Raw genomic sequence first — 24,041 nt, forward strand, 5'->3', positions numbered from 1 at the left:
GGGAGAGGTACTACGCCACCCGGGTCGCTCCGGCGAAGGGCATCTGGTCGACCGGTGCGATCCGGACCGGCGCTCCCGGGCGCGGGGCGTGGATCATCTGGCCGTTGCCGATGTAGAGCCCGACGTGGCTGACGCCGGAGTAGAAGAACACCAGGTCGCCCGGGGCCAGCTCGGAGCGCGAGATGTGCTGTCCGGCGTTGATCTGGGTGTACGTGGTCCGGGGGAGCGAGACGCCGGCGGACCGCCAGGCGGCCTGGGTGAGCCCGGAGCAGTCGAACGAGGACGGGCCGGTCGCGCCCCAGACGTACGGTTTGCCGAGTGCTCCGAACGCGAACGCCACGGCTGCGGCGGCACGGGCGTTGGGGGCGAGGACGGGGCCGCGCGCGGTGCCCCGGTCGGCACGGCCTGCGGAACGCGCGCCGTCCGAGGCCTCGTAGGCGCTGCGCTCGGCCGGGGACAGGGTGGCGAGGAGCCGCTGCGCGTCGGCCAGCTTGGCCCTGACCGTCGCCTTGTGCTTCTTCAGCTCGGCCTGGCGCGACGCCAGCGCGGCCAGCTCTCCCTTGGCCTGGGAGCGCAGCTGGGCGATCCTGGCGACCTGCCGCTCCACCGTGTCGACCTCGGCGGCCTGTCGGTCGCTGATCCGGTCCACGTACGACGCGCGCTCCAGATACTGGTCGGGATCGGAGGAGAGCGCCAGTTGCAGCGCGGGGTCGAGGCCGCCCGTGCGGTACTGCGCGGCGGCGAGCGAACCCAGCGCGTCGCGCGAGGCGTTGAGGCGCTCGGTCCGGCGGGCGGCCTCGTCACGCAGGGTGTCGACGGCCTCGGCGGCGGCGGTGGCCTTCTCCTTCGCGCCGTTGTACTGCTCGGTGGCGACTTCCGCGTCGTGGTACAGCCGGTCCACCTCGGACCTGACCTGGGCGGGGGTGCGCTGGGGGTCGGCGTGCGCGGAGCCTGGCAGAGCGGCAGCGGTGGCGGCCCCGGCGAAGGCGAGGGTGGCTGCGGTGCGGGCAGCAGAGCCGGTGTACGGGCGCTGCTTGGGTTTCCGATGCGCTGCCACGGGGGCGTGCGTCCTTCCTGGCGACTGCCCGACGGGGACTACCGGCGGGCCCGCCCGGGATCCGGTGGCGGGTCACCCACAGCCGGGCGGCCCACCGCCGGATCCCGGCGGGGTGACCGGCGTGCCGTCCGGGGGCGGAGCGGCTGTGAAGACGGTCACCTGCTCAGGGACGCTAAACCCGGGGCACAGGTAAGAGTCGTAATGACGCTTATTGCCCGAATTTGGCGCGGCGTTGTCTGTATCTGACCGGAAAAATGACAACAGAGTCAGGCAATTGGTGCAGACACGAGTGAAGCGCCAGGAAGCCGCACCTGCCTGCGGAGTGGTGATATGGGCGGGGCTAGGCTGCGGCCTCATGGACGTACTCATTCATGTCTTCGTCGCCCTGCACATCATCGGCATCGCCTCGCTGCTGGGCGGTTTCCTGACCCAGATGAAGGCGATGGGCGCGGGCACGGCCCGGTTCGTCCCGGCGATGCTGCACGGCGCGCTGACGATGCTGGTCACCGGGGTCGCGCTGGTCGGGCTCAACGAGGCCGACGGCCACCACGTGAACAACATCAAGATCGGGGTCAAGCTGCTGCTCCTGGTCGTCATCCTCGCACTCGTTTACGTCAAGCGGGACGAGGAGAAGGTCGACAAGGGCGCCTTCGCGGCGGTGGGCGGGCTGACGCTCGCCAACATCTTCATCGCCACGCTCTGGACCTGAGGGCCCGAGGACCTGCGGACCGCGGCCCGGCGGCCGGGGGCCGCGGTCCGGGTCCCGAGTCCTGAGCTTCGAGTGTCGCGCCCCGAGGTCTGCGGATCGCGACCGGCACGGCGCCGGGGCGGTGCCCGGCCCGGCCGGCGCGTGGACCGTCCCACGCGCCGACCGCGGGGGAGCGATGTAGGTTCTCAGCATTCTTGTCCGGTCGGGTTCCCGTGGGCCGGGCGTTCGTCATCACTTCTCATCGATTTGTCCGCGCGGCTTTCTCATTGCCGTGTCCGGTCCCTGGCGGTGGCCAGGCCGTTGGGCTGGCCCAAGAGGCGATAGGACAGCCGGCACGAGCACCCTGGACGACGTCACACCAGGACCCTGACCTGCCTTCAAGACGGCGGCAGCTCAGCGTTGAGCCTGTCGGCAGGTACTCGCTCGATGCGGGTCCAGCCACTCCAGCCACGCTCCTTCAGAATCGCCAGCACCAGTTCGGCGCCCGGTGCGGACTCAAGCATGGTTGAGTCCATCAGGGCGACGAACTGATCGTCGAAGCCGTCGGCACCCGCCTCGCCGGCCTCCACGGCGCGAATCATCAGGCGCTCCAGGACGTTGGCGACCTCGACGATCCGTGGATCGTCGGCCAGCCAGTCGGGCTCCCCGGTGAAGAAGCCGTAGAGCCTCACCATGTCGGGGTCGTCCAGCTCCTCGTGTTTCTTGGTCATCACGGAGTCGATCAGGTCCGGCACCTGCGCGGCGATCATGATCCACGCATCCCGCTCCAGCTCGATGTACCGCTCCCCGACGCCGAGACCGCGCAGTCGGTCGAGGTAGCCCACGACGCTCTGCGGAAGCGCCAGGTGCTCTCCGGCGGCGAGCCGGGCGAGCCGGCTGCGGGTGTTCTGCAGCCGCCGGATCTCGGCGCGCAGATCCTTGTCGATCTCCTGGACACCGCCGGTGAAATCCTCCGGGTCGGCATCGAGGAGTTCCTGCACCCTGGCCAGCGGCACGCCCGCATCAGCCAGGGTGCGGATCCGGATCAGTCGCACGACCGCGGCGGCATCGTAGATCCGGTACCCGGACCGGTCGCGCTCGGGCTCGGGCAGCAGCCCGACCTTGTGGTAATGGCGTACCGCCCGCACCGTCACCCCGGCGTACGCCGCAAGCTGGCTGATGGTGAGCATGGGTCTCAGACTGCCTCAGGCGATCTTCCGGCGATAGGCGGCCATCGCGAAGACGTACGCCACGACGAGGATGCCGACGCACCAGGCGAGGGCGGTCCAGATGTCGTCGCCGACCGCCCGCTGGGCGAACAGGCCGCGGATCGTGTTGACGATCGACGTCACCGGCTGGTTCTCGGCGAACCAGCGCACCGGGCCGGGCATCGTCTTTGTGGGCACGAACGCCGAGCTGACGAACGGCAGGAAGATGAGCGGGTAGGCGAACGCGCCCGCTCCCTCGACCGACGATGCGGAGAGCCCGGGGATCACGGCGAGCCAGGTCAGCGCCAGGGTGAACAAGAGCAGGATGCCTGCGACCGCAAGCCATGCCGACACTCCTGCCCCCGAGCGGAAGCCCATGAGCACAGCGACGCCCACGACGAGCACGAGCGCGATCAGGTTGGCGACCAGAGAGGTGACGACATGCGCCCACAGCACACCTGACCGCGCGATCGGCATGGACTGGAATCGCTCGAAGATCCCGCTCTTCACATCGGTGAACAGCCGGTATGCCGTGTAGGAGATGCCCGACGCGATGGTCATGAGCAGGATGCCGGGCAGCATGTAGTTCACGTACGAAACCGACCCGGTATCAATGGCGCCGCCGAACACGTAGACGAACATCAGCATCATGGCGACCGGCGTGATGGCGGTCGTGATGATGGTGTCCATGCTGCGTGTGACATGGCGCAGGGTCCGCCCCGTGAGCGCGGCAGTGTCACTGAAGAAGTACGCGGTCATCCTTGTCCCCCAGTTGTCGTGCCGGTGGTGTCGCTCTTGTCGCCGTTGCCGATGACCGCGAGGAAGATCTCCTCCAGGGTCGGCTGCTTCTCGACGTACTCGACCTTGGCAGGCGGGAAGAGTTGCTTGAGCTCGGCGAGGGTGCCGTTCACGATGATCCGACCCTGGTGGAGGATTGCTATCCGGTCGGCCAGTTGCTCGGCCTCGTCCAGATACTGCGTGGTGAGCAGCACCGTCGTTCCATGGCCGGCGAGCTCCTTGACCGCATCCCACACCTCAATGCGCGCCTCGGGATCGAGCCCGGCCGTCGGCTCGTCCAGGAAGATCACCGACGGATTCCCGATGAGGCTCATCGCGATGTCCAGCCGACGGCGCATCCCGCCGGAATACGTGGACACCTGCCGCGTGCCGGATTCGGTCAGCGAGAAGCGCCTCAGCAGGTCATCCGCGACAGTGCCCGGGTCGTTGAGGTGGCGCAGTCGGGCGACGAGTACGAGGTTCTCCCGACCGCTGAGGATCTCGTCGACGGCCGCGAACTGCCCGGTGAGGCTGATGGACTCCCGCACCTTCGCCGGTTGCGTGGCGACGTCGAAGTCTTGGACGCCGGCTGTCCCCGCGTCGGCCTTCAGGAGCGTGGCGAGGATCCTCACGGTCGTGGTCTTGCCCGCCCCGTTGGAGCCGAGCAGGGCGAAGATGTCGCCCTGTGTCACGTCGAAGTCCACGCCGCGCAGCACTTCGAGCTTCCCGTACGACTTCTCCAGACCCCGCACGCGAATCGCCGGACCGGCGATCGATTGGGTCACCATGGTCATCTGCCTCCTTCGCGGAGCTTTCCAGTCGGCTGTGAGGAAGCTCCTGCCGGAAGGATGGAGGGTTGACCCAGCGTCAAGGTCAAGCCGGCCCCGACCACGGCATCCCGATCGCTGGCGCCGGTGCGCGCTCGCACCTGGTCCAGCTTTCGGAGTCGGGGTCCGTCACGGGCCGGATCGTAGGAGCAGCACCGGCTACAACGAGTGGAGAACCCCGAAACCGCCCTGCCGGACGATCTGCACGGCAGCCTGCCGCCCGGACCAGCACCGAGTACAACAGAGGGCTGTTGCCGGGGAGTCGGTTCGCTGGGGCGATGCGGAGATCCGTGCCGCAGGGCGGGTTGTCACCGCGGCGGGTGATACGGATTCCTGCCGGATGGGGGCGGGTGCGGCCCGAGAGCAGGCGGCGTGGCCGGCAGCCGCAACCGGGACACGTGTCGTGCACTCTACGGAGCGATTCTCAGCGTTCTGTCGCAGACGACAAGTCGACGACAGAACGCTGAGAATCCGACAGGTCTGAAGCAGCCTTACAAGCGAAGAGCGGGCCTAAGGGCTGACCCGTAATCCCCGGCGGGCGCACGACGACAGCTATGGCACCTCGCCGCGTTGTCGGAACGTCCACATACATCCAGTACGCGCAAGCCCCTCCGCCTTGCGATGCACCGCATCCGACGCCGCGCGCTGATCCACCGCGGATCACGGCCCAGCCCTTAGGCCGGCCGCACGCTGCCGTAGATCGGCATGTAGTAGATCGACTCCTCGCGTACGTTCGCGCCCGGCTTCGGCGCGTGGATCATCATTCCGTCGCCCTTGTAGATGCCGACGTGGCTGATGTCGTCGTAGAAGAAGACGAGATCGCCCGGACGCAGATCCGCCGTGGCGACCTTGGTGCCGATCTTCACCTGGTCCCAGGTGGTGCGCGGGATGTCGACTCCCGCGGCCTTCCACGCGGCCTGGGTGAGTCCGGAGCAGTCGTACGAGGACGGGCCCGTCGCGCCCCAGACGTACGGCTTGCCCAGCTGGGCCCTGGCGAAGGCGAGGACCTTCTCCGCCTTGGTGGTGGCGCTGCTGTCCGAGCCGGTCCCGGCTCCCGCCCCCGTACCGCTGCCGGATCCCGCCGCCTTCGCGGCCTCCTCGGCCTTGCGGTCCGCCTCCGCCTTGGCGGCGGCCTGCTGCCGCGCCAGTTCCTCCGCCTTGCGCTCGGCCTCCGCCTCCTTCTTCCGCTCCAGCGCCGCGAGCCGCGCCTTCTCCTCGGCGGTCAGCTTCGACAGCATCGTCCGCGCCTCGCCCAGCTTCTGCTGGACGTTCTGCTTGCTGGTGCGCAGCGTGGCCTGCGTCGTGGTCAGCGTCTCCAGGCTGCGCACCGCTTCGGCGCGCTTCTTCGAGGCCTTCGCCTGCTGGGCGCGGAAGTCCGTGACCGCCTTCTGCTGCTGAGCGGTCATCCGGTTCATCAGCTGGCTCTGGTCGAAGTACGACTGGGGGTCGTCGGCCAGGAAGAATGTGGCGCTCGGCGTGAGGGACCCGGTGCGGTACTGCGCGGCCGCGTAGGCGCCGAGCGTTCTGCGGGCCTCATTGAGTTCGTCGGCGCGCTTCGCCACGTCGTCCAGGAGAGCGTCCACCTCGGCGCGCTGGGCGGCGGAGGCCTCCTTCGCCTGGTTGTACCGCTGGGTCGCGGTGCCCGCCTCCCGGTAGAGGTCGTCGACCTTCTTCTGGACGTCCTCGATGCCGGGCTTCGGAGCGGGGGCCGCCGTGGCGCTCTGCGTGGAGAGCAGGGTCACGGACGCCAGCGCGGCCGTCGTGAGACCGACGGCCGGTGTGGTGGTGCGCACCCGGGTACGCGGTTTGCGATGCGATGCCAAGACGGCATCTCCTTCCGTGGACCGCCTGCCGGGTCAGCTGTCGGGTTCGGGCGGAACGGGAGGCTGCCCTACGGTCCGAGTGGGGGATAAGGACCGATTCACCCCGGTGACGCGTATGGGTCCCCGGCTCCGGACGTCCGTGAGGGCAGCCCGGATTCGGCGCGGGAGCCCGCTCGGCGTGGTTCGCCTCAGGGGGTACGGGCCACCCGGTCGAGCACCGTAGCCAACCCGTGGTGCCGCTGTGAAGGTCGATGTTCGATATGCCCGATACGTTTTCGTGACCTCTGTGGGGCGGGGGTGGCGAGCGTGGCCGCGGCCCGGAATCCCTTACGGGGCGTGGATGTCCGCTCTCTTTGCGTGCCCGGCGGGCGGATGCGGTGCGCCGAGCGGCAGTCACATGTCGGTGCGGCGACCCGAGGGCTGTCCCGCGGTCCCTGGTGGATCAGCACGCGGCGCCGGATGCGGTGCGTCGCAAGGCGGAGGGACGTCCGCATACTGGATGCATGCGGACGTTGCGGCGACGCGGCGAGGCGTCGTAGCTGTCGTCGTTCGCCCGCCGGGGATCACGGGACAGCCCTTAGACTCGACAAGCGATGAGCAGCCTCTTTGACGACAGCTTCCTGGCCGGCCTCCAGCACTCGGAGGAAGAGCCCCCGCCGCCCCCCGAGGACTCCGCACCTGAAGCGGTGCCGGAGGGCCTCTTCGAGGGCGTCTTCGACGGGCCCCCGCCGCCCAGGGACGCGTACTACCGTGACGGCGCGCACCGCCCCGTCGTCGACTCCGCGGCGCTCCTCGACGGGCTGAACACCGAACAGCGCGCCGCGGTGGTCCATGCCGGCTCCCCCCTGCTCATCGTCGCCGGGGCGGGCTCCGGCAAGACCCGGGTGCTGACCCACCGGATCGCCCACCTCCTCGCCGAGCGCGGGGTGCACCCCGGCCAGATCCTGGCGATCACCTTCACCAACAAGGCCGCGGGCGAGATGAAGGAGCGCGTCGAACAGCTCGTCGGACCGCGCGCCAACGCCATGTGGGTCATGACCTTCCACAGCGCGTGCGTACGCATCCTGCGCCGCGAGTCGAAGAAGCTCGGCTTCACCTCGTCGTTCTCGATCTACGACGCCGCCGACTCCAAGCGGCTGATGGCCCTGGTCTGCCGCGATCTCGACCTCGACCCGAAGCGCTTCCCGCCGAAGTCGTTCACGGCCAAGGTCTCCAACCTGAAGAACGAACTGATCGACGAGGAGACCTTCGCCGGCCAGGCCGCGGACGGTTTCGAGAAGACCCTCGCCCAGGCCTACGCGATGTACCAGTCCCGGCTGCGCGAGGCCAACGCGCTGGACTTCGACGACATCATCATGACGACGGTCCACCTGCTGCAGGCGTTCCCCGACGTCGCCGAGCACTACCGCCGCCGCTTCCGGCACGTCCTGGTCGACGAGTACCAGGACACCAACCACGCCCAGTACACCCTCGTACGCGAACTGGTCGGCCCGGCCGGCGAGCGCGACGCCCCCGCCGAGCTGTGCGTCGTCGGTGACGCGGACCAGTCGATCTACGCGTTCCGCGGCGCGACCATCCGCAACATCCTCCAGTTCGAGGAGGACTACCCGAACGCGACGACGATCCTGCTGGAGCAGAACTACCGCTCCACGCAGACGATCCTGTCCGCCGCCAACGCGGTCATCGAGCGCAACGAGAGCCGCCGCCCCAAGAACCTCTGGACGAACGCCGGCACGGGCGCCCGGATCACCGGCTACGTCGCCGACACCGAGCACGACGAGGCCCAGTTCGTTGCCGACGAGATCGACCGGCTGACCGACGCGGGCGACGCCAAGGCCGGCGACGTCGCGATCTTCTACCGTACGAACGCGCAGTCCCGGGTCTTCGAAGAGATCTTCATCCGCGTCGGCCTGCCCTACAAGGTCGTCGGCGGCGTGCGCTTCTACGAGCGCAAGGAGGTCCGGGACGTCCTGGCCTACCTCCGGGTTCTCGCCAACCCCGAGGACACCGTCCCGCTGCGCCGCATCCTCAATGTGCCCAAGCGCGGCATCGGTGACCGCGCCGAGGCGATGATCGACGCGCTGTCCCTGCGCGAGAAGATCACCTTCCCGCAGGCGCTGCGCCGGGTCGACGAGGCGTACGGCATGGCAGCGCGGTCGGCCAACGCCGTCAAGCGGTTCAACACCCTGATGGAGGAGCTGCGCACGATCGTCGAGTCCGGCGCGGGCCCGGCCGTGGTCCTGGAGGCCGTCCTGGAGCGGACCGGTTACCTCGCCGAGCTCCAGGCGTCCACCGACCCGCAGGACGAGACCCGGATCGAGAACCTCCAGGAACTCGCCGCCGTCGCCCTCGAATTCGAGCAGGAGCGCGGCGAGGCCGGTGAGGAAGGCGCGGGCACGCTCGCCGAGTTCCTGGAGCGGGTCGCGCTCGTCGCGGACTCCGACCAGATCCCGGACGAGGACGAGGACGGCTCCGGCGTCATCACGCTGATGACGCTGCACACCGCCAAGGGCCTCGAATTCCCGGTGGTGTTCCTGACGGGCATGGAGGACGGCGTCTTCCCGCACATGCGCGCGCTCGGCCAGGTCAAGGAGCTGGAGGAGGAGCGGCGGCTCGCGTACGTCGGCATCACCCGTGCCCGCGAGCGGCTCTACCTGACCCGGGCGGCGATGCGCAGTGCCTGGGGTCAGCCCTCGTACAACCCGCCGTCCCGGTTCCTGGAGGAGATCCCGGACCAGCACCTGGAGTGGAAGCGGACCGGTCCGATGGCGGCCCCGGCCGGGCCGACGTCGGGGATCACCTCGTCGTTGTCCTCGTCGCGTGCGCGGTCCGGCCCCTCGGGCTTCGCGACCCGGCGGACCTCGGACAAGCCGACGATCACGCTGGTGGTCGGGGACCGCGTGACGCACGACCAGTTCGGGCTGGGCACGGTGACGGCGGTCGAGGGGATCGGCGACCAGGCGAAGGCGACGGTCGACTTCGGGGACGAGCGGCCGAAGAAGCTACTGCTGCGGTACGCACCCGTCGAGAAGCTGTAGGCGGGCCGGCGGCCGGAGCCGTCGCGCGGCCGCCGACCGCCGGCCGCGCGACGGCGGGGCGGGCGGCGGCCGGCTCAGTTCGGGTTGACGCCGTGGCTGCGGAGCCAGGGGAGCGGGTCTATGGCCGCGCCCCCGCCGGGCCGCACCTCGAAGTGCAGGTGCGGGCCGGTCGAGTTCCCCGTGTTGCCCGAGTACGCGATGACGTCACCGGCCTTGACCGCACCCGAACGGATCCTGGTGCTGCTCAGGTGGCAGTACCAGGTCTCGGTCCCGTCGGCCGTGGTGACGATGGCCATGTTCCCGTAGGCGCTGTTCCACTGGGTGCGTACGGTGCCGTCGGTCGCGGCCATGACGGGGGTGCCGTACGAGACGGGGAAGTCGATGCCCGTGTGCACGGACATCCAGTTGACGCCCGCCTGGCCGAAGTACGCGCTGAGGCCGTGCTGCGCGACCGGCATGACGTACTTGGGGCGCAGCGCCTCCTTGCGGGCGGCCTCTTCCTCGCGCTTCTTCTTCTCGGCGGCCTGCCGTTCCCTCAGGTCGATGCGCTCCTGGGTGCGGCTGACACGGTCGCCGAAGTTCTCGGCGTCGGCGCGGAGGTTGGCGAGCTGGGTGTCCAGCTTGTTGTTGGCCGCGACCGGTTTGATGGAACCGGGGTCGGCCGCCGCCATCGTCGTGGTGCTGTCGTCCTTCTTGTCCTCGCCGCCCAGACCGCTGACGGAGGCCGCGGCGATGCCGGCCACGCTCATCACGCAGGCGGAGGGAACGGCGACGGTGAGGAGTGCGGAACGCTTCGCGGGGGAACGCCGCCGACTGCGGCTGCCGCCGCCGTTGCGCGTCGCGGTGCGGCCGAGGGGGCTGTGGGCGGCGGGTACGGTGTCGACGGCAGTGATTTCCGTGCCGTCGTCGATGTCGTCCGCCGCGGCTTCGTGACCGTCGGCGCCATGGCTGTCGGTGCCGTGTCCGTCGGTTTCGAAGTCCGCTTCCGGGAGGCTGAACTCGGCGGTGGTGTGGGGTTCGTGCGCGGCGAAGTCGAAGGAGTCCTGATCGGCGTAGGGCTCGTACGGCTGGTGCGTTCCGCGCGCCCCGTGCGCCGTGTGTGCCTCTTGCGCTTCGTATGCCTCGTGTGACGACGGCGCCTCGTGCAACACCTGTGCGGTTTGGGTGGTTTGCGCGGTTTGCTGTTCGTGCTCGGGCGTGGCGCCGGTGTTCCAGGCGGTGGCGTCGTACGCGCCGGTGTCGTAGGCGGCCGTGCCGGCCGTCGCCCACTGGCCGGTCCCGTACCAGCCGTTGGTGTCCCACTGGCCCGTGGACTCCGGGGTGCCGCCCTGTGCCGGGACGTCGGTGAAGGCGGTGACGGTGGCCGTGGTCCCTGCCGTGCCGTAGTCGGCGTCGGACGTCCAGGCGGTCGTGGTGTCGTACGCCGGACCCGCGGCGTACTGCGACGGGGGCTGCGTCGCGTACGGGGCGTAGGCGTCGTACGAGGCGGTCGGGTGTGCGCCCGTGTCCCACTGCGTGGAGTCGTAGTGACTGCCGTATCCGGCCCGGGTGGCCTGTACGGCCTGCGCGATCTGCCCGGTGTCGTAACCGCTGCCGTACGTGCCGTCGTGGCTGCCGGGGAGGGAGCCGAAGAGCGGATCGTTGTCGAAAACGCCGGTGGCCCGGCCGTCGTATCCGGCGAACCCGGCGTGGGGGGGCTGGTCGTCCACCAACTTCTCTCTCGCCTCGGCAGCAGGACCTTTGTCTGGGTTCCGGTGAGGGATCCCAGGGGGAGCAGTGGCCGCGACTGTACCCGGCGGTATGCGACGCCGACAATCTTCGGCGGGTTCGGGCGGCTCAGGAAACGGGCAATCGACCGTCTTTCGGCGGACTGTCCACACAGCCTTGGCTCTATGTTCGAAACGCGTTCCATTTGTGAGGCCCGTGGTGCGGGTGGTGCGGGGGCGGTTCCGCCAGGTTTGTCTTCTGTCGGTGAAGCCTCTGCCGAGAAACCGTTGCCGGGCGACCGTCGCGCCGATGGAACAGGGCGCGTGCCGTCGGATCGAGTGCCACGGGAACCGGGTGTGCCGGAGGCGACTTCGCTGTCTCTCCCCCGGAGAGAGCGATCGCGCATCCGGAGAACACACGCAATTCCCCGTCGCCGGCCGAGCGATGGTGGAGCGTCGGGCGGCCCGCCGCTGCCGGAGACCGCGCCGGGGCGGGCATCGCACCACCGATGGCGTGTGCGACGTGGGGCAGAATCCTGCGCTGTGATGATGACTGCTCGTGAGCTCAACCGGGCGACCCTGAGTCGCCAACTGCTGCTGGAGCGTGAGCCGCTGAGCGTCTCCGACGGGGTGCGGCGCGTGGTCGCGCTCCAGGCGCAGCACCCGGCCTCGCCGTATCTCGCGTTGTGGAACCGGCTCACCGATTTCGCTCCGGCCGAACTCGACGCCGGCTTCACCGGGCGTTCGGTGGTCAAGGCGACCCTGATGCGAATCACCCTGCATGCCGTGCACGCCGAGGACTACCCGGTCTTCCGCGCGGCGATGCAGCCGACGCTGTACGCCTCCCGGCTCGGCTTCCGTTTCGCCGCCACGGGACTGACCCCCGCGGACGCCGACGAGCTGGTGCCGGAGCTACTGGCCTTCTCCCAAAGCCCGCGCACCTCGGCGCAGATGCAGGCGTGGGTCGAGGAGCGGACGGGCGCCGAGAAGAAGGACGGGGCGTGGTGGGGGCTGAAGGCGTACGCGCCGCTGCACCACGCCCCGACGGACGCGCCGTGGTCATTCGGCCCCCGGCCGTCCTTCGTCGCGGCCGGGACGGGGCCCGCCCCCATGGGGCGGGCGGTGGAGCCGCAGGCGCTGCGGACCCTGATCCTGCGCTGTCTGGCGGGGTTCGGGCCCGCGTCGGTGGCGGACGTGGCGCAGTTCGCCATGGTGCGGCGGGCCCCCGTCCGTGAGGCCCTCGGGGCGCTGGACGGCGCTGTCGAGCAGCTCCGGGGCCCGGACGGCGTCACCTTGTTCGACCTCCCCGGCGCCTCCCGGCCGCCCGCGGACACCCCCGCGCCGCCCCGGCTCATGGCGATGTGGGACAGCATTCTGCTGGCCTACGCCGACCGCAGCCGGGTGATACCCCCGGCCTACCGCCCTCTGGTGATCCGGAGGAACGGCGACGTGCTGCCCACCCTGCTGGTGGACGGCCATGTCGCCGGGGTGTGGCGCCCGGTGGACGGCCGGATCGAGGCCACGGCCTTCCACCCCCTGTCGGCCGCCACCTGGGACGGACTCGCCGCCGAGGCCCGGTCCCTGACCGCGCTTCTCGGCGACCGCGAGGCCGCGGTCTACAGCCGCTACCACCACTGGTGGGCGAAGCTCCCCGACGCGGAGGTGCGGCTGCTGTGACCACCGGTCCGTCGCCCGGACCCCGGCGGTACGTGCTCGACGTTCACCGGCGCGGGACGGGGGATCACGCCACCGAAACGGTCCCGGTGTCCCCGGCCGCTCCGGTGGCTCCTGTCGCCCCGGTGGCTTCGGCCAGTGCCTCGCGGGACTCCAGGACCTGCCGGACCGCTCCGGCGACGGTCGGGTGGACGGGGAGCGCGAGATGGCCGATCCCGCTGACGCGTACGTTCAGCACGTCGAGATCCGGATGGTCGATGCAGGCCGCCTCGGCCGGGACGATCACCCGGTCCAGCTCGCTCCAGAAACTCACGAACCGGGTACGGCAGCCGGGTGCCGGTCTGCGCAGTTCCTCGATCGGTGCGGAGCCCGTGCGCATCTGGCGCACGATCGGGTGAGCGCTGGCCAGCGGGGCGACGGCCGTGCCCCCGTGCGGTGTGCCGAGGGTGACCAGGGTGCGGACCCGTTGGTCACCGCCCAGCCGCTGCACGTAGTAGCGGGCGATCAGGCCACCGAGGCTGTGCCCGACGATGTCGACCTCGTGGTGACCGGTGCGGGCACAGATCTCCTCGACATGCCGCCCGAGCAGCTCGGCCGCCGTACGGATGTCGCAGGTCAGCGGCGAGTAGTTGAGCGACTCCAGGTGGCGTCGGCCGTGCCGGGCGAGGGAGCGGCGGAGCACGACGAAGACCGAACGGTTGTCGATGAAGCCGTGCAGGAGCACGACGGGCGGCTGCTCGCCGCCCTCGGACGGGAGGGCCGTCGTCCCGGCGGGTGCGGTGGCGGCGGGCGGTCCTGCCGGGCGCGGCGGAGGGCGCCGTTCCCCTGCGATGCCGGTGGGGTAGAGCAGTACGTGCCCGGCGAGGACCACCAGCTCGAGCGCGGTGGCTTTGAGCAACGCGGACGACAGCCGGGCGCAGCACGGGGACGGCCGGCGCAGCGGCAGGGGAAGGAAGGGCAGGACCCTCATGGCCGACCTCCTGCTCCGGCAGGCGGGGAGGCGGCTCCCGTCCCCGTATGCCCTCATGGGGTGCCGTCGCGGAGGTGCGGGCGGCACACGCGGCCATCCGGCCGGGGCCGGTTCGCGGGCCGACGCTCACCGGTGGTGACCGGCGCATGCTCGGCCGACGGTTCCGACAGTGATGGTCCCGGTACCCGTTTCCGACGCCGACGGTCCCGACACCGACGGTCCCGGCGCCGAGGGGGCGACAGGCCGTACCGCCGTGCCGCGCGGCTGGCGGCGCGGCGGTACGGTGACCTCGTAGCGGCTCCCCTGACGGCCGGTCCCGCACGGCAGGTGTGCCGCCTGAAACGGGAACGGCGCCCGGCGAACATGTCCCACGTGTGATTTCCCCCTCCCCGCCCACCGCGAAACGGCGGGTTGCGGGATGCTGTCGATAACGTTCGTTCACATCCCCGGCCCTTCAGGCACGGGAGACGCATGTGGAGGCAGTGATGGGTGTGACCGGTCCTATCCGTGTGGTGGTGGCCAAGCCGGGGCTCGACGGCCATGATCGCGGGGCCAAGGTGATCGCGCGGGCGCTGCGCGACGCCGGTATGGAGGTCATCTACACCGGGCTCCACCAGACGCCGGAGCAGATCGTGGACACCGCGATCCAGGAGGACGCCGACGCGATCGGCCTGTCGATCCTCTCCGGCGCGCACAACACGCTTTTCGCCAAGGTGATCGAGCTGCTGAAGGAGCGCGAGGCGGAGGACATCAAGGTCTTCGGCGGCGGCATCATCCCGGAGGCGGACATCGCGCCGCTGAAGGACCAGGGCGTCGCGGAGATCTTCACCCCGGGTGCGACGACGGCATCGATCGTCGACTGGGTCAACGCGAACGTCCGGCACCCCGCGGAGGCCTGATCCTTCCCACTACGAGGCGGCGGGCCGCTCGGCCCGCCTGCCCGGGGCGGAGTCACTGGCTGCCCCGGCCTCCGGCCGCGTGATGCCCGGACCCGGGAGACGGTCGGGCCCGGGTGACGCTCGGACCCGGGGGCAGGCCGACGGCCCCGTCCTCCCCAGCCGTGCACAGGTCCCGGGCCCCTGCCGCGGCCCATGCGCAGGCCGCCCGGCGTCCCGGCCGCCGAACTGGAGTCCGCCGAGCGAAACCCGGAGCCGGTTGAGCGAAACCCGGAGCCGGTCGAGCGGAACCCGTAGTCCTTCGACCCCCTCAGCCCGGGATCAGCTCCACGTCCATCGTCGCGCGCAGCCGCAATGTGGAGACCAGGCGTTGGAACGCCTCCGACCAGTAGCCGTTCGCGCCCGGTGAGGCGTTCTCCGGTTCGTCCGGGGTGGTGGTGAGGATTTCGAGACGGTCCGCCTCGGCCGGGTTCAGGCAGCGCTCGGCGAGGCCCATCACACCGCTGAAGCTCCAGGGGTAGCTGCCCGCGTCCCGGGCGATGTCCAGGGCATCGACGACCGAGCGGCCGAGCGGCTCGGCCCATGGCGTGGGACAGACCCCGAGCAACTGGAACGCCTCGGACAGCCCGTGCGCCGCGATGAAGCCGGCCACCCATTCGCCCCGTTCGGACGGGGGAAGTACCGCGAGGAGCTTCGACCGCTCGGCGAGCGACGCCGTACCGGGGCCGTGCGACGGGGGGACGGAGGGGGAGCCGAGCAGTGCGCGGGCCCACTCCGGATCCCGCTGTCGCACTGCCGCCCGGCACCATGCCGCATGGAGCTCCTCCGCCCAGCCGTCGGCCACCGGCAGGGAGACCACTTCCTGCGCGGTACAGCCGCCGAATCGCGCGGGCCAGGTGGCCAGCGGTGCGGCCTCCACCAACTGGCCCAGCCACCATGACCGTTCGCCCCGGCCGGACGGCGGCACCGCCACCACGCCGTCGCGCTCCATCGCCGCGTCGCACTCGTGCGGGGCCTCCACGGCGACGGAGGCGGCGTCATTCGTGAGGTCCGGACTCACACAGGACATCGCGCGGGCCGCCATCCGTCCGGCGAACGCCGACTCCGGCAGCGCGGAAAGCAGTTCGGCGGCCGTCGAGCGGACATTGCGGCTGCGGTCGGAGAGGGCCTGTTCCAGGAAGGGCTCGTCCACCGCGGACAGTCCCGTGCGCAGAGAATCGAGGAACATCAGCCGGTCCTCGGCGCGCTCGGTCGTCCATGTGGTGCCGAGCAGCGCGAGCGCCTCAGCCGGATCGTGCGAGCGTACGGCCCCGAGCAACGCGACCCGTTCGGCGAAGAGGCCCTCCTGCCAGAGCCGGGAGACCGCTTCCGGATCCGTGGCGTCGGGCAGCGACGAGCCGCCGGGCGAGCCGCGCAGCGCGAACTTCCACTCGGGGTTCAGCGCGGCCAGCCACAACCCGCGCGGCCCGGCGAAGGCCAGTGCCTGAGGCCGTAGATCGGTGCGGGACCTGGCCGCGTCCAGCAGGGGCGGGAGCAGCGCGGGCGGTGCCCCGTAGCCGTGCCGGTTGGCGGTGGCCAGCCACTGAGGGATCAGCTCCATGAGATCGGGCGCCGTGCCGCGCCGGCCGCCCGAGCCGCCCGATGCCGAACGGTCCGTGAGGAGTTGGGCCAGTCTGCGCCGGGCGGCCGGGGGCAGCGGCGGGCGGGGATCGGCGGGCGCCGGGCGGGGACGGGCGGCCGCGGCGGCGGGCAGCAGCCCCGCCCGGCGCCGAACGGTGTGGAGCGCCGCCGCGTCCAGCAGTCCGACCGGCCCGCCGCCTCCCTCCGGGGGGCGGCGGTCGGTACCGAGGAGCGCCGAGGTGACGAGCTCCTCCCACGGCATGTCCGTGACGGTCGGCGGTACGGCTGTGGCGGTGCGGGGCGGCGCTGTGGTGGTGCGAGGCATGGGTCCCCCTTCGAATCCGATGTCAGATGAGCGGCACGGTTTCGGACGTCGTTGCGGCGGTGCCGATCTCGGCGCCGCCGCTCCCGGCACCGTCGGCATCCGCGCCCGTGGACCAGGCCGCGAACGGGTCGAAGCCCCGGTGGCCGCATGCGCCGAAGACCGTGACCGGGGAGCCGCCGGAGAGCGCGACGAGCTTCCACAGGCCGGGCCTGGACAGCGCCGCCGGGGTGAGGGGCAGGGCTGCGTCCCCCGTCGCGTCCACCAGTTGCCATCCGTCCCCGGACGGCACGGGTATGACATCGCGCAGCGTCACCGGCCAGGAGTCCAGCCAGGGATCGTTGCGCAGCGCGTCCCCGTACGCGCCGATCGCGTTCGCCACCGTGCCGCCTGACGGTGGCGGACCGGCCGATGACGGGAGACCGAACTGCCGGCCCAGTTCCACCCTCAGCCGGCCGGCGCCCGGATAGGGCGTGACCTCGGCATCGATCGTGACACCCACCGGCAGTGCCAGGGCGGGGGAGCGCCCGGCCGCCCCGAAGGAGAGCAGGAACACCATGCGGCCGGAGTCCCTCCCGTACAACCAGATCCGGCGCGTGACGAGCTTGCCGTCCGGGGAGTCGTACTGGGCGAGGACCAGCCAGTGGTCGCGGACCGATGGGCCCTCGGCGGGGGCGGTCAGCCCCACGCGTGTGCGGACCGTGGCCGCCAGTGGCTCCGGCAGCCGGTCGATGCGCAGCCATGCGCTGTCCAGCAGATGGAGCAGCGCGCACTCCTCCAGCAGTCGCACCGGCCAGCCCGGTCCGGAGGCCGGGACGGCACCCAACTCCCTCACCCGTGAGGCCAGACCGGGAGCCTGGGCGTCGACCATGCGGGCGGCCGTCTCCTCCCACAGCCCGTACCCCGACTGATCGGCCGCCGCCAGACCGCCGCGCAGCAGATCCTCCAGCCGCTGCTCCAGCTCCTGCGCACCGCCGGTGATCCGTGCGGCCCGGCGCTCGGCGCGCCGCCGGACGGCCTCCGGATCGGCCGGTCCGGTGGCCGGGGTGCCGCCCGCCGCAGAGCCGGCCTTCTCCCCGTTCTTCATCTCCTCACCGCGACTGCGACGGCCCGTCAGCCACTCACCGGCCCAGTCCGGGACCCCGCCCGCGGGCAGGGCCGATTCGCCGGACGCCCAGACCAGCAGCAGGCCCAACGCGTGCTTGCACGGGAACTTCCGGCTGGGACAACTGCACGTGTACGCAGGGCCGGTGGTGTCGACCACGGTCCGATACGGCTTGCTCCCGCTTCCTCTGCACAGCCCCCACACCGCGCCCGAACCGTCACACCCGGCGCCCGTCCACGGTCCGGCCGAACCGAGCTTGCTCCCCGCCCTGCGTGATGCCTCGTCAGGAGCCAGGGCCAGGACCTGCTCCACCGTCCAGCGCGCTGCCGGGCCGGCCGCGCGCAAAGGTTCTCCCCCGTGAGATAGCAGCATGGGAACGACGGTAGAGCGCGCCACTGACAATCCTTCTGACCTGCTGATTCGTCGTCATGCACACCACTTGACTTTGCTGTCCCTTTGCGATTCGCTGCGAGCTCCGACACTCGGATCCGGGGGGATCAACCGATGAGCCACGTCGTCCGCAACATGCGTCACACCGGCACCGTGCGTACTGCCGTCTGCGCAACCGTCGTCCTCGGGCTCGCCATGGGCCTCGGCGCCTGCTCCGAGGCCGTCGACCAGGTGGACAAGGCCGTGGACGAGACCTACGAGGTCACGTACGAGGTCACCGGCACGAACGTCGACGAGATCCAGTTCCACGGGGGCGGGGGCAAGGCCATGGAGCCGAAGATCGAGACGGTCGAGTCCCCCACCCTGCCGTGGCGGAAGACCGTCACCTTGCGCGGAATCATGCCGCCCGCCGTCATGCCGGTCGCCCTGGACGAGGACGGGGCCGAGGTGACCTGCTCGATCACGTACAAGGGCAAGGTCATCAAGAAGGCCGAGGGCAAGGACCTTCTCACCGCGGGCGGTTGCGTCGCGGTCTCGCCGGTGGCGGGCTGAACTCCGCCCCGAAGCGGCCGGATCGGTCCTGACCTGCGGTCGGGACCGATTGTCAGTGCCGTGGTGCACGGTGGGAACCACATCAGGTCGACCGATCTGGAGGGGGATCCATGACCGTGTCCGAAACCACCGCAGCCGTGGCCGCGCAGGCGTTGCGACCGCATGCCGAGGACGCCTTCGCCCATGAACTGAAGGCCCTCGCCGCGGCCGACGACCGCCCGCGGCCGACCCGTTGGCAGCTTTCGCCGTGGGCCGTCGCCACCTACCTGCTCGGCGGCATCCTGCCCGACGGCACGGTGATCACACCCAAGTACGTCGGTCCGCGCCGCCTCGTCGAGGTCGCCGTGACCACGCTCGCCACCGACCGGGCCCTGCTGCTCCTCGGCGTTCCCGGCACCGCCAAGACCTGGGTGTCCGAGCATCTCGCGGCCGCCGTCAGCGGTGATTCGACGCTGCTCGTCCAGGGCACGGCCGGTACCCCGGAGGAGGCCGTCCGCTACGGCTGGAACTACGCGCAACTGCTCGCGCACGGCCCCAGCCGGGACGCCCTGGTGCCCAGTCCGCTCATGCGCGCCATGTCCGGAGGCATGACCGCGCGGATCGAGGAGCTCACCCGGATCCCCGCCGATGTGCAGGACTCGCTCATCACGATCCTGTCGGAGAAGACCCTTCCCGTCCCGGAACTGGGGCAGGAGGTCCAGGCGGTCCGCGGATTCAACGTCATCGCCACCGCCAACGACCGCGACCGCGGGGTCAACGAGCTGTCCAGCGCGTTGCGCCGCCGGTTCAACACCGTGGTGCTTCCGTTGCCGGCCACCCCCGACGCGGAGGTCGACATCGTGTCCCGGCGCGTCGATCAGATCGGGCGCTCGCTCGACCTCCCGGCCGCACCCGACGGCATGGCCGAGATCCGGCGCGTCGTCACGGTCTTCCGCGAACTGCGCGACGGCGTCACCACCGACGGGCGTACCAAACTCAAATCCCCCTCGGGGACGCTGTCGACGGCCGAGGCGATCTCCGTCGTCACCAACGGCCTCGCGCTGGCCGCGCACTTCGGCGACGGGGTGCTGCGCCCCGGTGACGTGGCGGCGGGCATCCTCGGCGCGGTCGTCCGCGACCCCGCGGCCGACCGGGTGATCTGGCAGGAGTACCTGGAGACCGTGGTCCGTGAGCGGGACGGGTGGCAGGACTTCTACCGCGCCTGCCGCGAGGTGTCCGTATGACCCGGGCCGCGCGGCCCGCCGGACCGCTGCTGCTGGGGGTGCGGCACCACGGGCCCGGTTCGGCCCGCGCCGTCCGCGCGGCCCTGGAAGCCGCCCGCCCGGAGGCCGTGCTCGTCGAGGGGCCTGCGGAGGGTGACGCGCTGCTGCCGCTGGCCGCCGACGAGCGGATGCGGCCGCCGGTCGCGCTCCTCGCCCACGCCGTGGACGACCCCGGGCGGGCGGCGTTCTGGCCACTGGCGGCGTTCTCGCCCGAGTGGGTCGCGATCCGCTGGGCGCTGGCGCACGACGTGCCGGTCCGTTTCATCGACCTGCCCGCCGCCAACTCCCTGGCCATGACACAGGCGGAGGAGCGCCGAGCGGGCCACGACGGCGAGGGGGGCGAGGACGGAGAAGGGAACGAGGGCGGGACGGCGGCGGACACGGGCGCGGACCCGGCGGCGGGCACGGGCGGCCCGCCCGCACCCGCCACGGTCGACCCCATCGGCGTGCTGGCCGGGACGGCCGGTTACGACGACCCGGAGCGCTGGTGGGAGGACGTCGTCGAACACCGCGCCCGGGACGGCGCGGCCACCGATCCGCAGGCACCGTTCGCCGTGCTCGCCGAGGCGATGACTGCCCTGCGCGAGGTGTACGGGGACGGCGGCCATCCCCGTGACACCGTCCGGGAGGCGTACATGCGCCTCCAACTGCGCAAGGCGGTGAAGGAGTTCGGCGAGGACGTCGCGGTCGTCTGCGGCGCCTGGCACGTGCCCGCGCTCGGTGCGAAGACCACGCTCGCCGCCGACAGGGCCCTGCTCAAGGGGCTGCCCAAGGTCAAGACCGAGCTGACCTGGGTCTCCTGGTCGCACCGTCGGCTCGCCCGGCACAGCGGATACGGGGCGGGCATCGACTCACCCGGCTGGTACGGGCACCTCTTCGACGCCGCCGACCGTCCGGTCGAACGGTGGATGACCAAGGTCGCCGGGCTCCTTCGCGACGAGGACCGGTTCGTCTCGTCCGCCCATGTCATCGAGGCCGTCCGGCTGGCCGAGGCCCTCGCCGTCATGCGGGGCCGCCCGCTCGCCGGTCTGGGCGAGACGACCGACGCGATCCGGGCCGTGATGTGCGAAGGCTCCGATGTCCCGCTCGCGCTCGTGCAGGACCGGCTGATCGTCGGCGAGACACTCGGTGAAGTGCCGGACACCGCCCCAGCCGTGCCCCTGCAACGCGACCTCACCCGACAGCAGCGCACGCTCCGGCTCAAACCGGAGGCGCTGGAGCGGGAGTTGGAGCTCGACCTGCGCAAGGACACCGACGCGGCCCGCAGCCGGCTGCTGCACCGGCTGCGGATCCTCGCCGTCGGCTGGGGCGAGCCCGCCGCAGGCCGGGCGAGCACCGGCACGTTCCGGGAGAGCTGGCGGCTGCGCTGGGAACCCGAGCTGTACGTGCGCGTCGCGGAGGCCGGAACCTGGGGCACCACCGTGCTCTCCGCCGCGACCGCCAGGGCCGAGTCCCAGGCCGCCTCGGCGACCACGCTCGCCGAGGTCACCGCACTGGCCGAGCACTGCCTCCTCGCGGAACTGCCCGACGCACTCCCCGTGGTGATGAGGGTCCTGGCCGACCGCGCCGCGCTCGACGCCGACGTCGGTCATCTAGCCGACGCACTACCCGCGCTGGCCCGCACCCTGCGCTACGGCGATGTGCGGTCCACGGACACGGCGGCGCTCGGCGGTGTCGCGACCGGGCTCGCCGAACGGATCTGCGTCGGACTGCCGCCCGCGTGCACCGGACTCGATGCCGACGGTGCCGCCGAACTGCGCCGCCGGGTGGACGGCGTCCACTCCGCGATCGGACTGCTCACGGGTGTTGTCGGGGCGGACGCCGACGGGGCCGGGCTGCGTGCGCGCTGGACCGCCGTACTGCACAGGCTCGCTGCCCGGGACACGGTCGCGGGCGTCATCCGGGGCCGTGCGGCCCGGCTGCTGCTCGACGAAGGACGCCTCGCGGAGGACGACGCGGCACGGCTGATGGGCCTGGCCCTCTCGCCCGGCACACCCCCGGCCGAGGCCGCCGCCTGGATCGAGGGGTTCGTCGGCGGGGCCGCCGGGGGCGGCATGCTCCTCGTCCACGACGAGCGGCTGCTCGGCCTGGTCGACGCCTGGCTCACCGGGGTTCCCGCCGACACCTTCGCCGATGTACTGCCCCTGCTGCGCCGCACCTTCTCGGCGTACGAGGCGGGCGTACGGCGCACGCTGGGCGAACTGGTACGGCGCGGGCCGGCCACCGGGGGACCGACAGCCACCGGTACCGGCACGACGGCGCCCGGCTTCGGCCCCGGACTCGACACGGACCGGGCCGATGCGGTGATACCGGTGCTGCGCCTGATGCTCGGTCCGGGCTCCGGCACCGGTCCGGACCCGGGCGGCGTCGACCCGGGCGAGCGGGACGAGAGGCACGAGAGGCACGAGAGAGTCGAGAACGCCGAGGAACCGCTGGGGGCGACAGGATGACCACGGACACGGCCGGCACCGCACCGCACCGGGCCCCCGGCCCGCCGTCCGGCGGCCCGGCGCACGACGAACGGCTGCGCCGGTGGCGGCTGGTCCTGGGCGGCGACAGCGCCGAGAGCACCGGCTGCACCCTCACCGGACGCGACGCCGCGATGGACGGTGCACTCAACGCGCTGTACGGCGGCGGGACGGGCCCCGGTGGCCGGGGCGGGAACAGCCGCTCGGCGGGGCTCGGGGCCTCCGCCCCCTCGGTCGCCCGCTGGCTCGGAGACATCCGCACCTACTTCCCCGGCTCCGTGGTCCAGGTCATGCAGCGTGACGCGATCGACCGACTCGGGCTCGCCGCCCTGCTTCTCGAACCGGAGATGCTGGAGGCCGTCGAGGCGGACGTCCACCTCGTCGGGACGCTCCTCTCGCTCGACAAGGCCATGCCCGAGACGACGAAGGAGACCGCAAGAGCGGTCGTGCGCAAGGTCGTCGACGACCTGGAGAAGCGGCTGGCCACCCGCACCCGGGCCGCACTCACCGGCGCGCTGGACCGTTCGGCCAGGATCAACCGCCCGCGCCACCACGACATCGACTGGGACCGCACCGTCCGGGCCAACCTCAAGAACTACCTCCCCGAGTACGGCACCGTCGTCCCCGAGCGGCTCATCGGCTACGGACGGGCCGCACAGTCCGTGAAGAAGGACGTCATCCTCTGCATCGACCAGTCCGGGTCGATGGCGGCCTCGGTCGTCCACGCCTCCGTCTTCGGCGCGGTGCTCGCCTCCATGCGCGCCCTGCGCACCAGGCTCGTCGTCTTCGACACGGCCGTGGTCGACCTCACCGACCAGCTCGACGATCCCGTCGACGTACTCTTCGGCACCCAACTCGGCGGTGGGACCGACATCAACCGGGCGCTCGCCTACTGCCAGTCGAAGATCACCCGCCCCGCCGACACCGTCGTCGTGCTCATCAGTGACCTCTACGAGGGCGGCATACGCAACGAGATGCTGAAGCGGGTCGCCGCGATGAAGGCCTCCGGCGTGCAGTTCGTGACGCTGCTCGCACTGTCCGACGAGGGGGCGCCCGCCTACGACCGGGACCACGCGGCGGCCCTCGGGTCCTTGGGCGCGCCCGCGTTCGCATGCACCCCTGATCTCTTCCCGGAGGTGATGGCGGCGGCCATCGAGAAGAGGCCGCTGCCCGTACCGGACAAGGAGACCCTTCGGTGACGGGAGGCGGCACCGACGAGGACGGGGGCCGGCAGGGCCGCCGGGCCGGCCGACCGGGCCGAGGCGGACCGGCACGAGGCCGACCGGTACGAGGCGGCAAACACGGACATGGACACGGTCACCGGCACGCTCCATGACGCCGTCGGCCGGCCCGGCGCACGGGAGCCACGGGACCGTTCCCGTTCGACCGGGCGGCCGGGACCGGCTGCCCGGGGACCACCCGGCCGGCTGCTCCGGGACCACCCGACCGGCCGGTCCCGAGGCTCCTGCCCGCAGACACCGCGGCCGTGCCGTCGTGTCCACTGCGACCCGGCCGTGGGCCGGATCTGTGACCGTAATCACCGCTCAGGCGCGTTCTGCGATTTAGGGTCCTGCGGAGCGCGGGGATAACCTGCGAGATGGACATGCCGCGTACCCCGGGTCACCGTGTGCGCCTTCCTAGTGACAGAGCAGTCACGT

17 protein-coding genes and 1 riboswitch are annotated in these 24,041 nt (G+C 71.5%); of the genes, 8 read left to right on the forward strand and 9 right to left on the reverse strand.

Annotation, left to right across the window (positions count from 1 at the left end; translation table 11 throughout):
* Window positions 1-10: 10 nt before the first annotated feature.
* Window positions 11-1,057 carry an NlpC/P60 family protein gene (locus ACIQCZ_RS03055; RefSeq protein WP_402279060.1) on the reverse strand — a complete coding sequence of 349 codons (1,047 nt, stop codon included), beginning with the start codon at window positions 1,055-1,057 and terminating at the stop codon, window positions 11-13.
* 355 nt (window positions 1,058-1,412) lie between these two features.
* Between ACIQCZ_RS03055 and ACIQCZ_RS03060 the strand changes: the two genes are divergently transcribed.
* Window positions 1,413-1,766, forward strand: coding sequence for a hypothetical protein (locus ACIQCZ_RS03060; protein WP_351074474.1), 354 nt, complete (start codon window positions 1,413-1,415; stop codon window positions 1,764-1,766).
* A 377-nt stretch (window positions 1,767-2,143) separates the two neighbouring features.
* Here the strand turns inward: ACIQCZ_RS03060 and ACIQCZ_RS03065 are convergent, their stop codons facing one another.
* The 4 genes from ACIQCZ_RS03065 to ACIQCZ_RS03080 form a co-directional block, all read right to left on the reverse strand.
* Window positions 2,144-2,935, reverse strand: a complete 792-nt coding sequence (locus ACIQCZ_RS03065) for a MerR family transcriptional regulator (protein WP_402279062.1) — start codon at window positions 2,933-2,935, stop codon at window positions 2,144-2,146.
* Between the two features lie 15 nt (window positions 2,936-2,950).
* Window positions 2,951-3,712, reverse strand: coding sequence for an ABC transporter permease (locus tag ACIQCZ_RS03070; protein ID WP_376220103.1), 762 nt, complete (start codon window positions 3,710-3,712; stop codon window positions 2,951-2,953).
* Window positions 3,709-4,518 (reverse strand): ABC transporter ATP-binding protein, encoded by an 810-nt coding sequence (locus tag ACIQCZ_RS03075; RefSeq protein ID WP_402279065.1) that lies wholly within the window; start codon window positions 4,516-4,518, stop codon window positions 3,709-3,711. The genes ACIQCZ_RS03070 and ACIQCZ_RS03075 overlap by 4 nt, the downstream gene beginning before the upstream one ends.
* Window positions 4,519-5,231: 713 nt before the next feature.
* A complete protein-coding gene (locus ACIQCZ_RS03080; RefSeq protein WP_402279067.1) occupies window positions 5,232-6,380 on the reverse strand; it encodes an NlpC/P60 family protein in 1,149 nt (382 codons plus the stop codon).
* Window positions 6,381-6,386: 6 nt separating this feature from the next.
* Window positions 6,387-6,552, reverse strand: a riboswitch (cyclic di-AMP (ydaO/yuaA leader).
* 421 nt (window positions 6,553-6,973) lie between these two features.
* Between ACIQCZ_RS03080 and pcrA the strand changes: the two genes are divergently transcribed.
* Entirely contained in the window at window positions 6,974-9,418 is a 2,445-nt protein-coding gene (gene pcrA, locus ACIQCZ_RS03085; RefSeq protein ID WP_402279068.1) for a DNA helicase PcrA, read from the forward strand.
* Between the two features lie 74 nt (window positions 9,419-9,492).
* Here the strand turns inward: pcrA and ACIQCZ_RS03090 are convergent, their stop codons facing one another.
* Window positions 9,493-11,127 (reverse strand): M23 family metallopeptidase, encoded by a 1,635-nt coding sequence (locus ACIQCZ_RS03090; protein WP_402279070.1) that lies wholly within the window; start codon window positions 11,125-11,127, stop codon window positions 9,493-9,495.
* Between the two features lie 540 nt (window positions 11,128-11,667).
* Between ACIQCZ_RS03090 and ACIQCZ_RS03095 the strand changes: the two genes are divergently transcribed.
* A complete protein-coding gene (locus ACIQCZ_RS03095; protein ID WP_402279072.1) occupies window positions 11,668-12,801 on the forward strand; it encodes a winged helix DNA-binding domain-containing protein in 1,134 nt (377 codons plus the stop codon).
* 64 nt (window positions 12,802-12,865) lie between these two features.
* On the opposite strand, the gene ACIQCZ_RS03100 is transcribed toward ACIQCZ_RS03095, so the two are convergent.
* Window positions 12,866-13,768, reverse strand: coding sequence for an esterase/lipase family protein (locus ACIQCZ_RS03100; protein ID WP_402279074.1), 903 nt, complete (start codon window positions 13,766-13,768; stop codon window positions 12,866-12,868).
* 485 nt (window positions 13,769-14,253) lie between these two features.
* Between ACIQCZ_RS03100 and ACIQCZ_RS03105 the strand changes: the two genes are divergently transcribed.
* Window positions 14,254-14,667: a cobalamin B12-binding domain-containing protein gene (locus ACIQCZ_RS03105; protein WP_266415302.1), complete on the forward strand. Its 414-nt coding sequence runs from the start codon at window positions 14,254-14,256 to the stop codon at window positions 14,665-14,667.
* Between the two features lie 307 nt (window positions 14,668-14,974).
* Here ACIQCZ_RS03105 and ACIQCZ_RS03110 read toward each other — a convergent pair whose 3' ends face one another.
* Window positions 14,975-16,609, reverse strand: coding sequence for a DUF5691 domain-containing protein (locus ACIQCZ_RS03110; protein WP_402279076.1), 1,635 nt, complete (start codon window positions 16,607-16,609; stop codon window positions 14,975-14,977).
* Between the two features lie 22 nt (window positions 16,610-16,631).
* Window positions 16,632-18,083, reverse strand: a complete 1,452-nt coding sequence (locus ACIQCZ_RS03115; RefSeq protein WP_402279078.1) for an SWIM zinc finger family protein — start codon at window positions 18,081-18,083, stop codon at window positions 16,632-16,634.
* Window positions 18,084-18,215: 132 nt separating this feature from the next.
* On the opposite strand from ACIQCZ_RS03115, the gene ACIQCZ_RS03120 reads away from it, so the two are divergent.
* The 4 genes from ACIQCZ_RS03120 to ACIQCZ_RS03135 all read left to right on the forward strand — a co-directional run bounded on the left by ACIQCZ_RS03120 (window position 18,216) and on the right by ACIQCZ_RS03135 (window position 23,582).
* Complete coding sequence (locus ACIQCZ_RS03120; protein ID WP_402279080.1) at window positions 18,216-18,653, forward strand: hypothetical protein; 438 nt, start codon at window positions 18,216-18,218, stop codon at window positions 18,651-18,653.
* A 110-nt stretch (window positions 18,654-18,763) separates the two neighbouring features.
* Window positions 18,764-19,876 (forward strand): AAA family ATPase, encoded by a 1,113-nt coding sequence (locus tag ACIQCZ_RS03125; RefSeq protein WP_402279082.1) that lies wholly within the window; start codon window positions 18,764-18,766, stop codon window positions 19,874-19,876.
* Window positions 19,873-22,365, forward strand: coding sequence for a DUF5682 family protein (locus ACIQCZ_RS03130; protein WP_402279084.1), 2,493 nt, complete (start codon window positions 19,873-19,875; stop codon window positions 22,363-22,365). Before ACIQCZ_RS03125 ends, ACIQCZ_RS03130 begins: the two co-directional genes overlap by 4 nt.
* Window positions 22,362-23,582 carry a vWA domain-containing protein gene (locus tag ACIQCZ_RS03135; RefSeq protein ID WP_402279087.1) on the forward strand — a complete coding sequence of 407 codons (1,221 nt, stop codon included), beginning with the start codon at window positions 22,362-22,364 and terminating at the stop codon, window positions 23,580-23,582. The genes ACIQCZ_RS03130 and ACIQCZ_RS03135 overlap by 4 nt, the downstream gene beginning before the upstream one ends.
* Window positions 23,583-24,041 lie beyond the last annotated feature (459 nt).

This window comes from Streptomyces sp. NPDC093149 (assembly GCF_044754145.1).
In the GTDB taxonomy this organism is placed as follows: domain Bacteria; phylum Actinomycetota; class Actinomycetes; order Streptomycetales; family Streptomycetaceae; genus Streptomyces.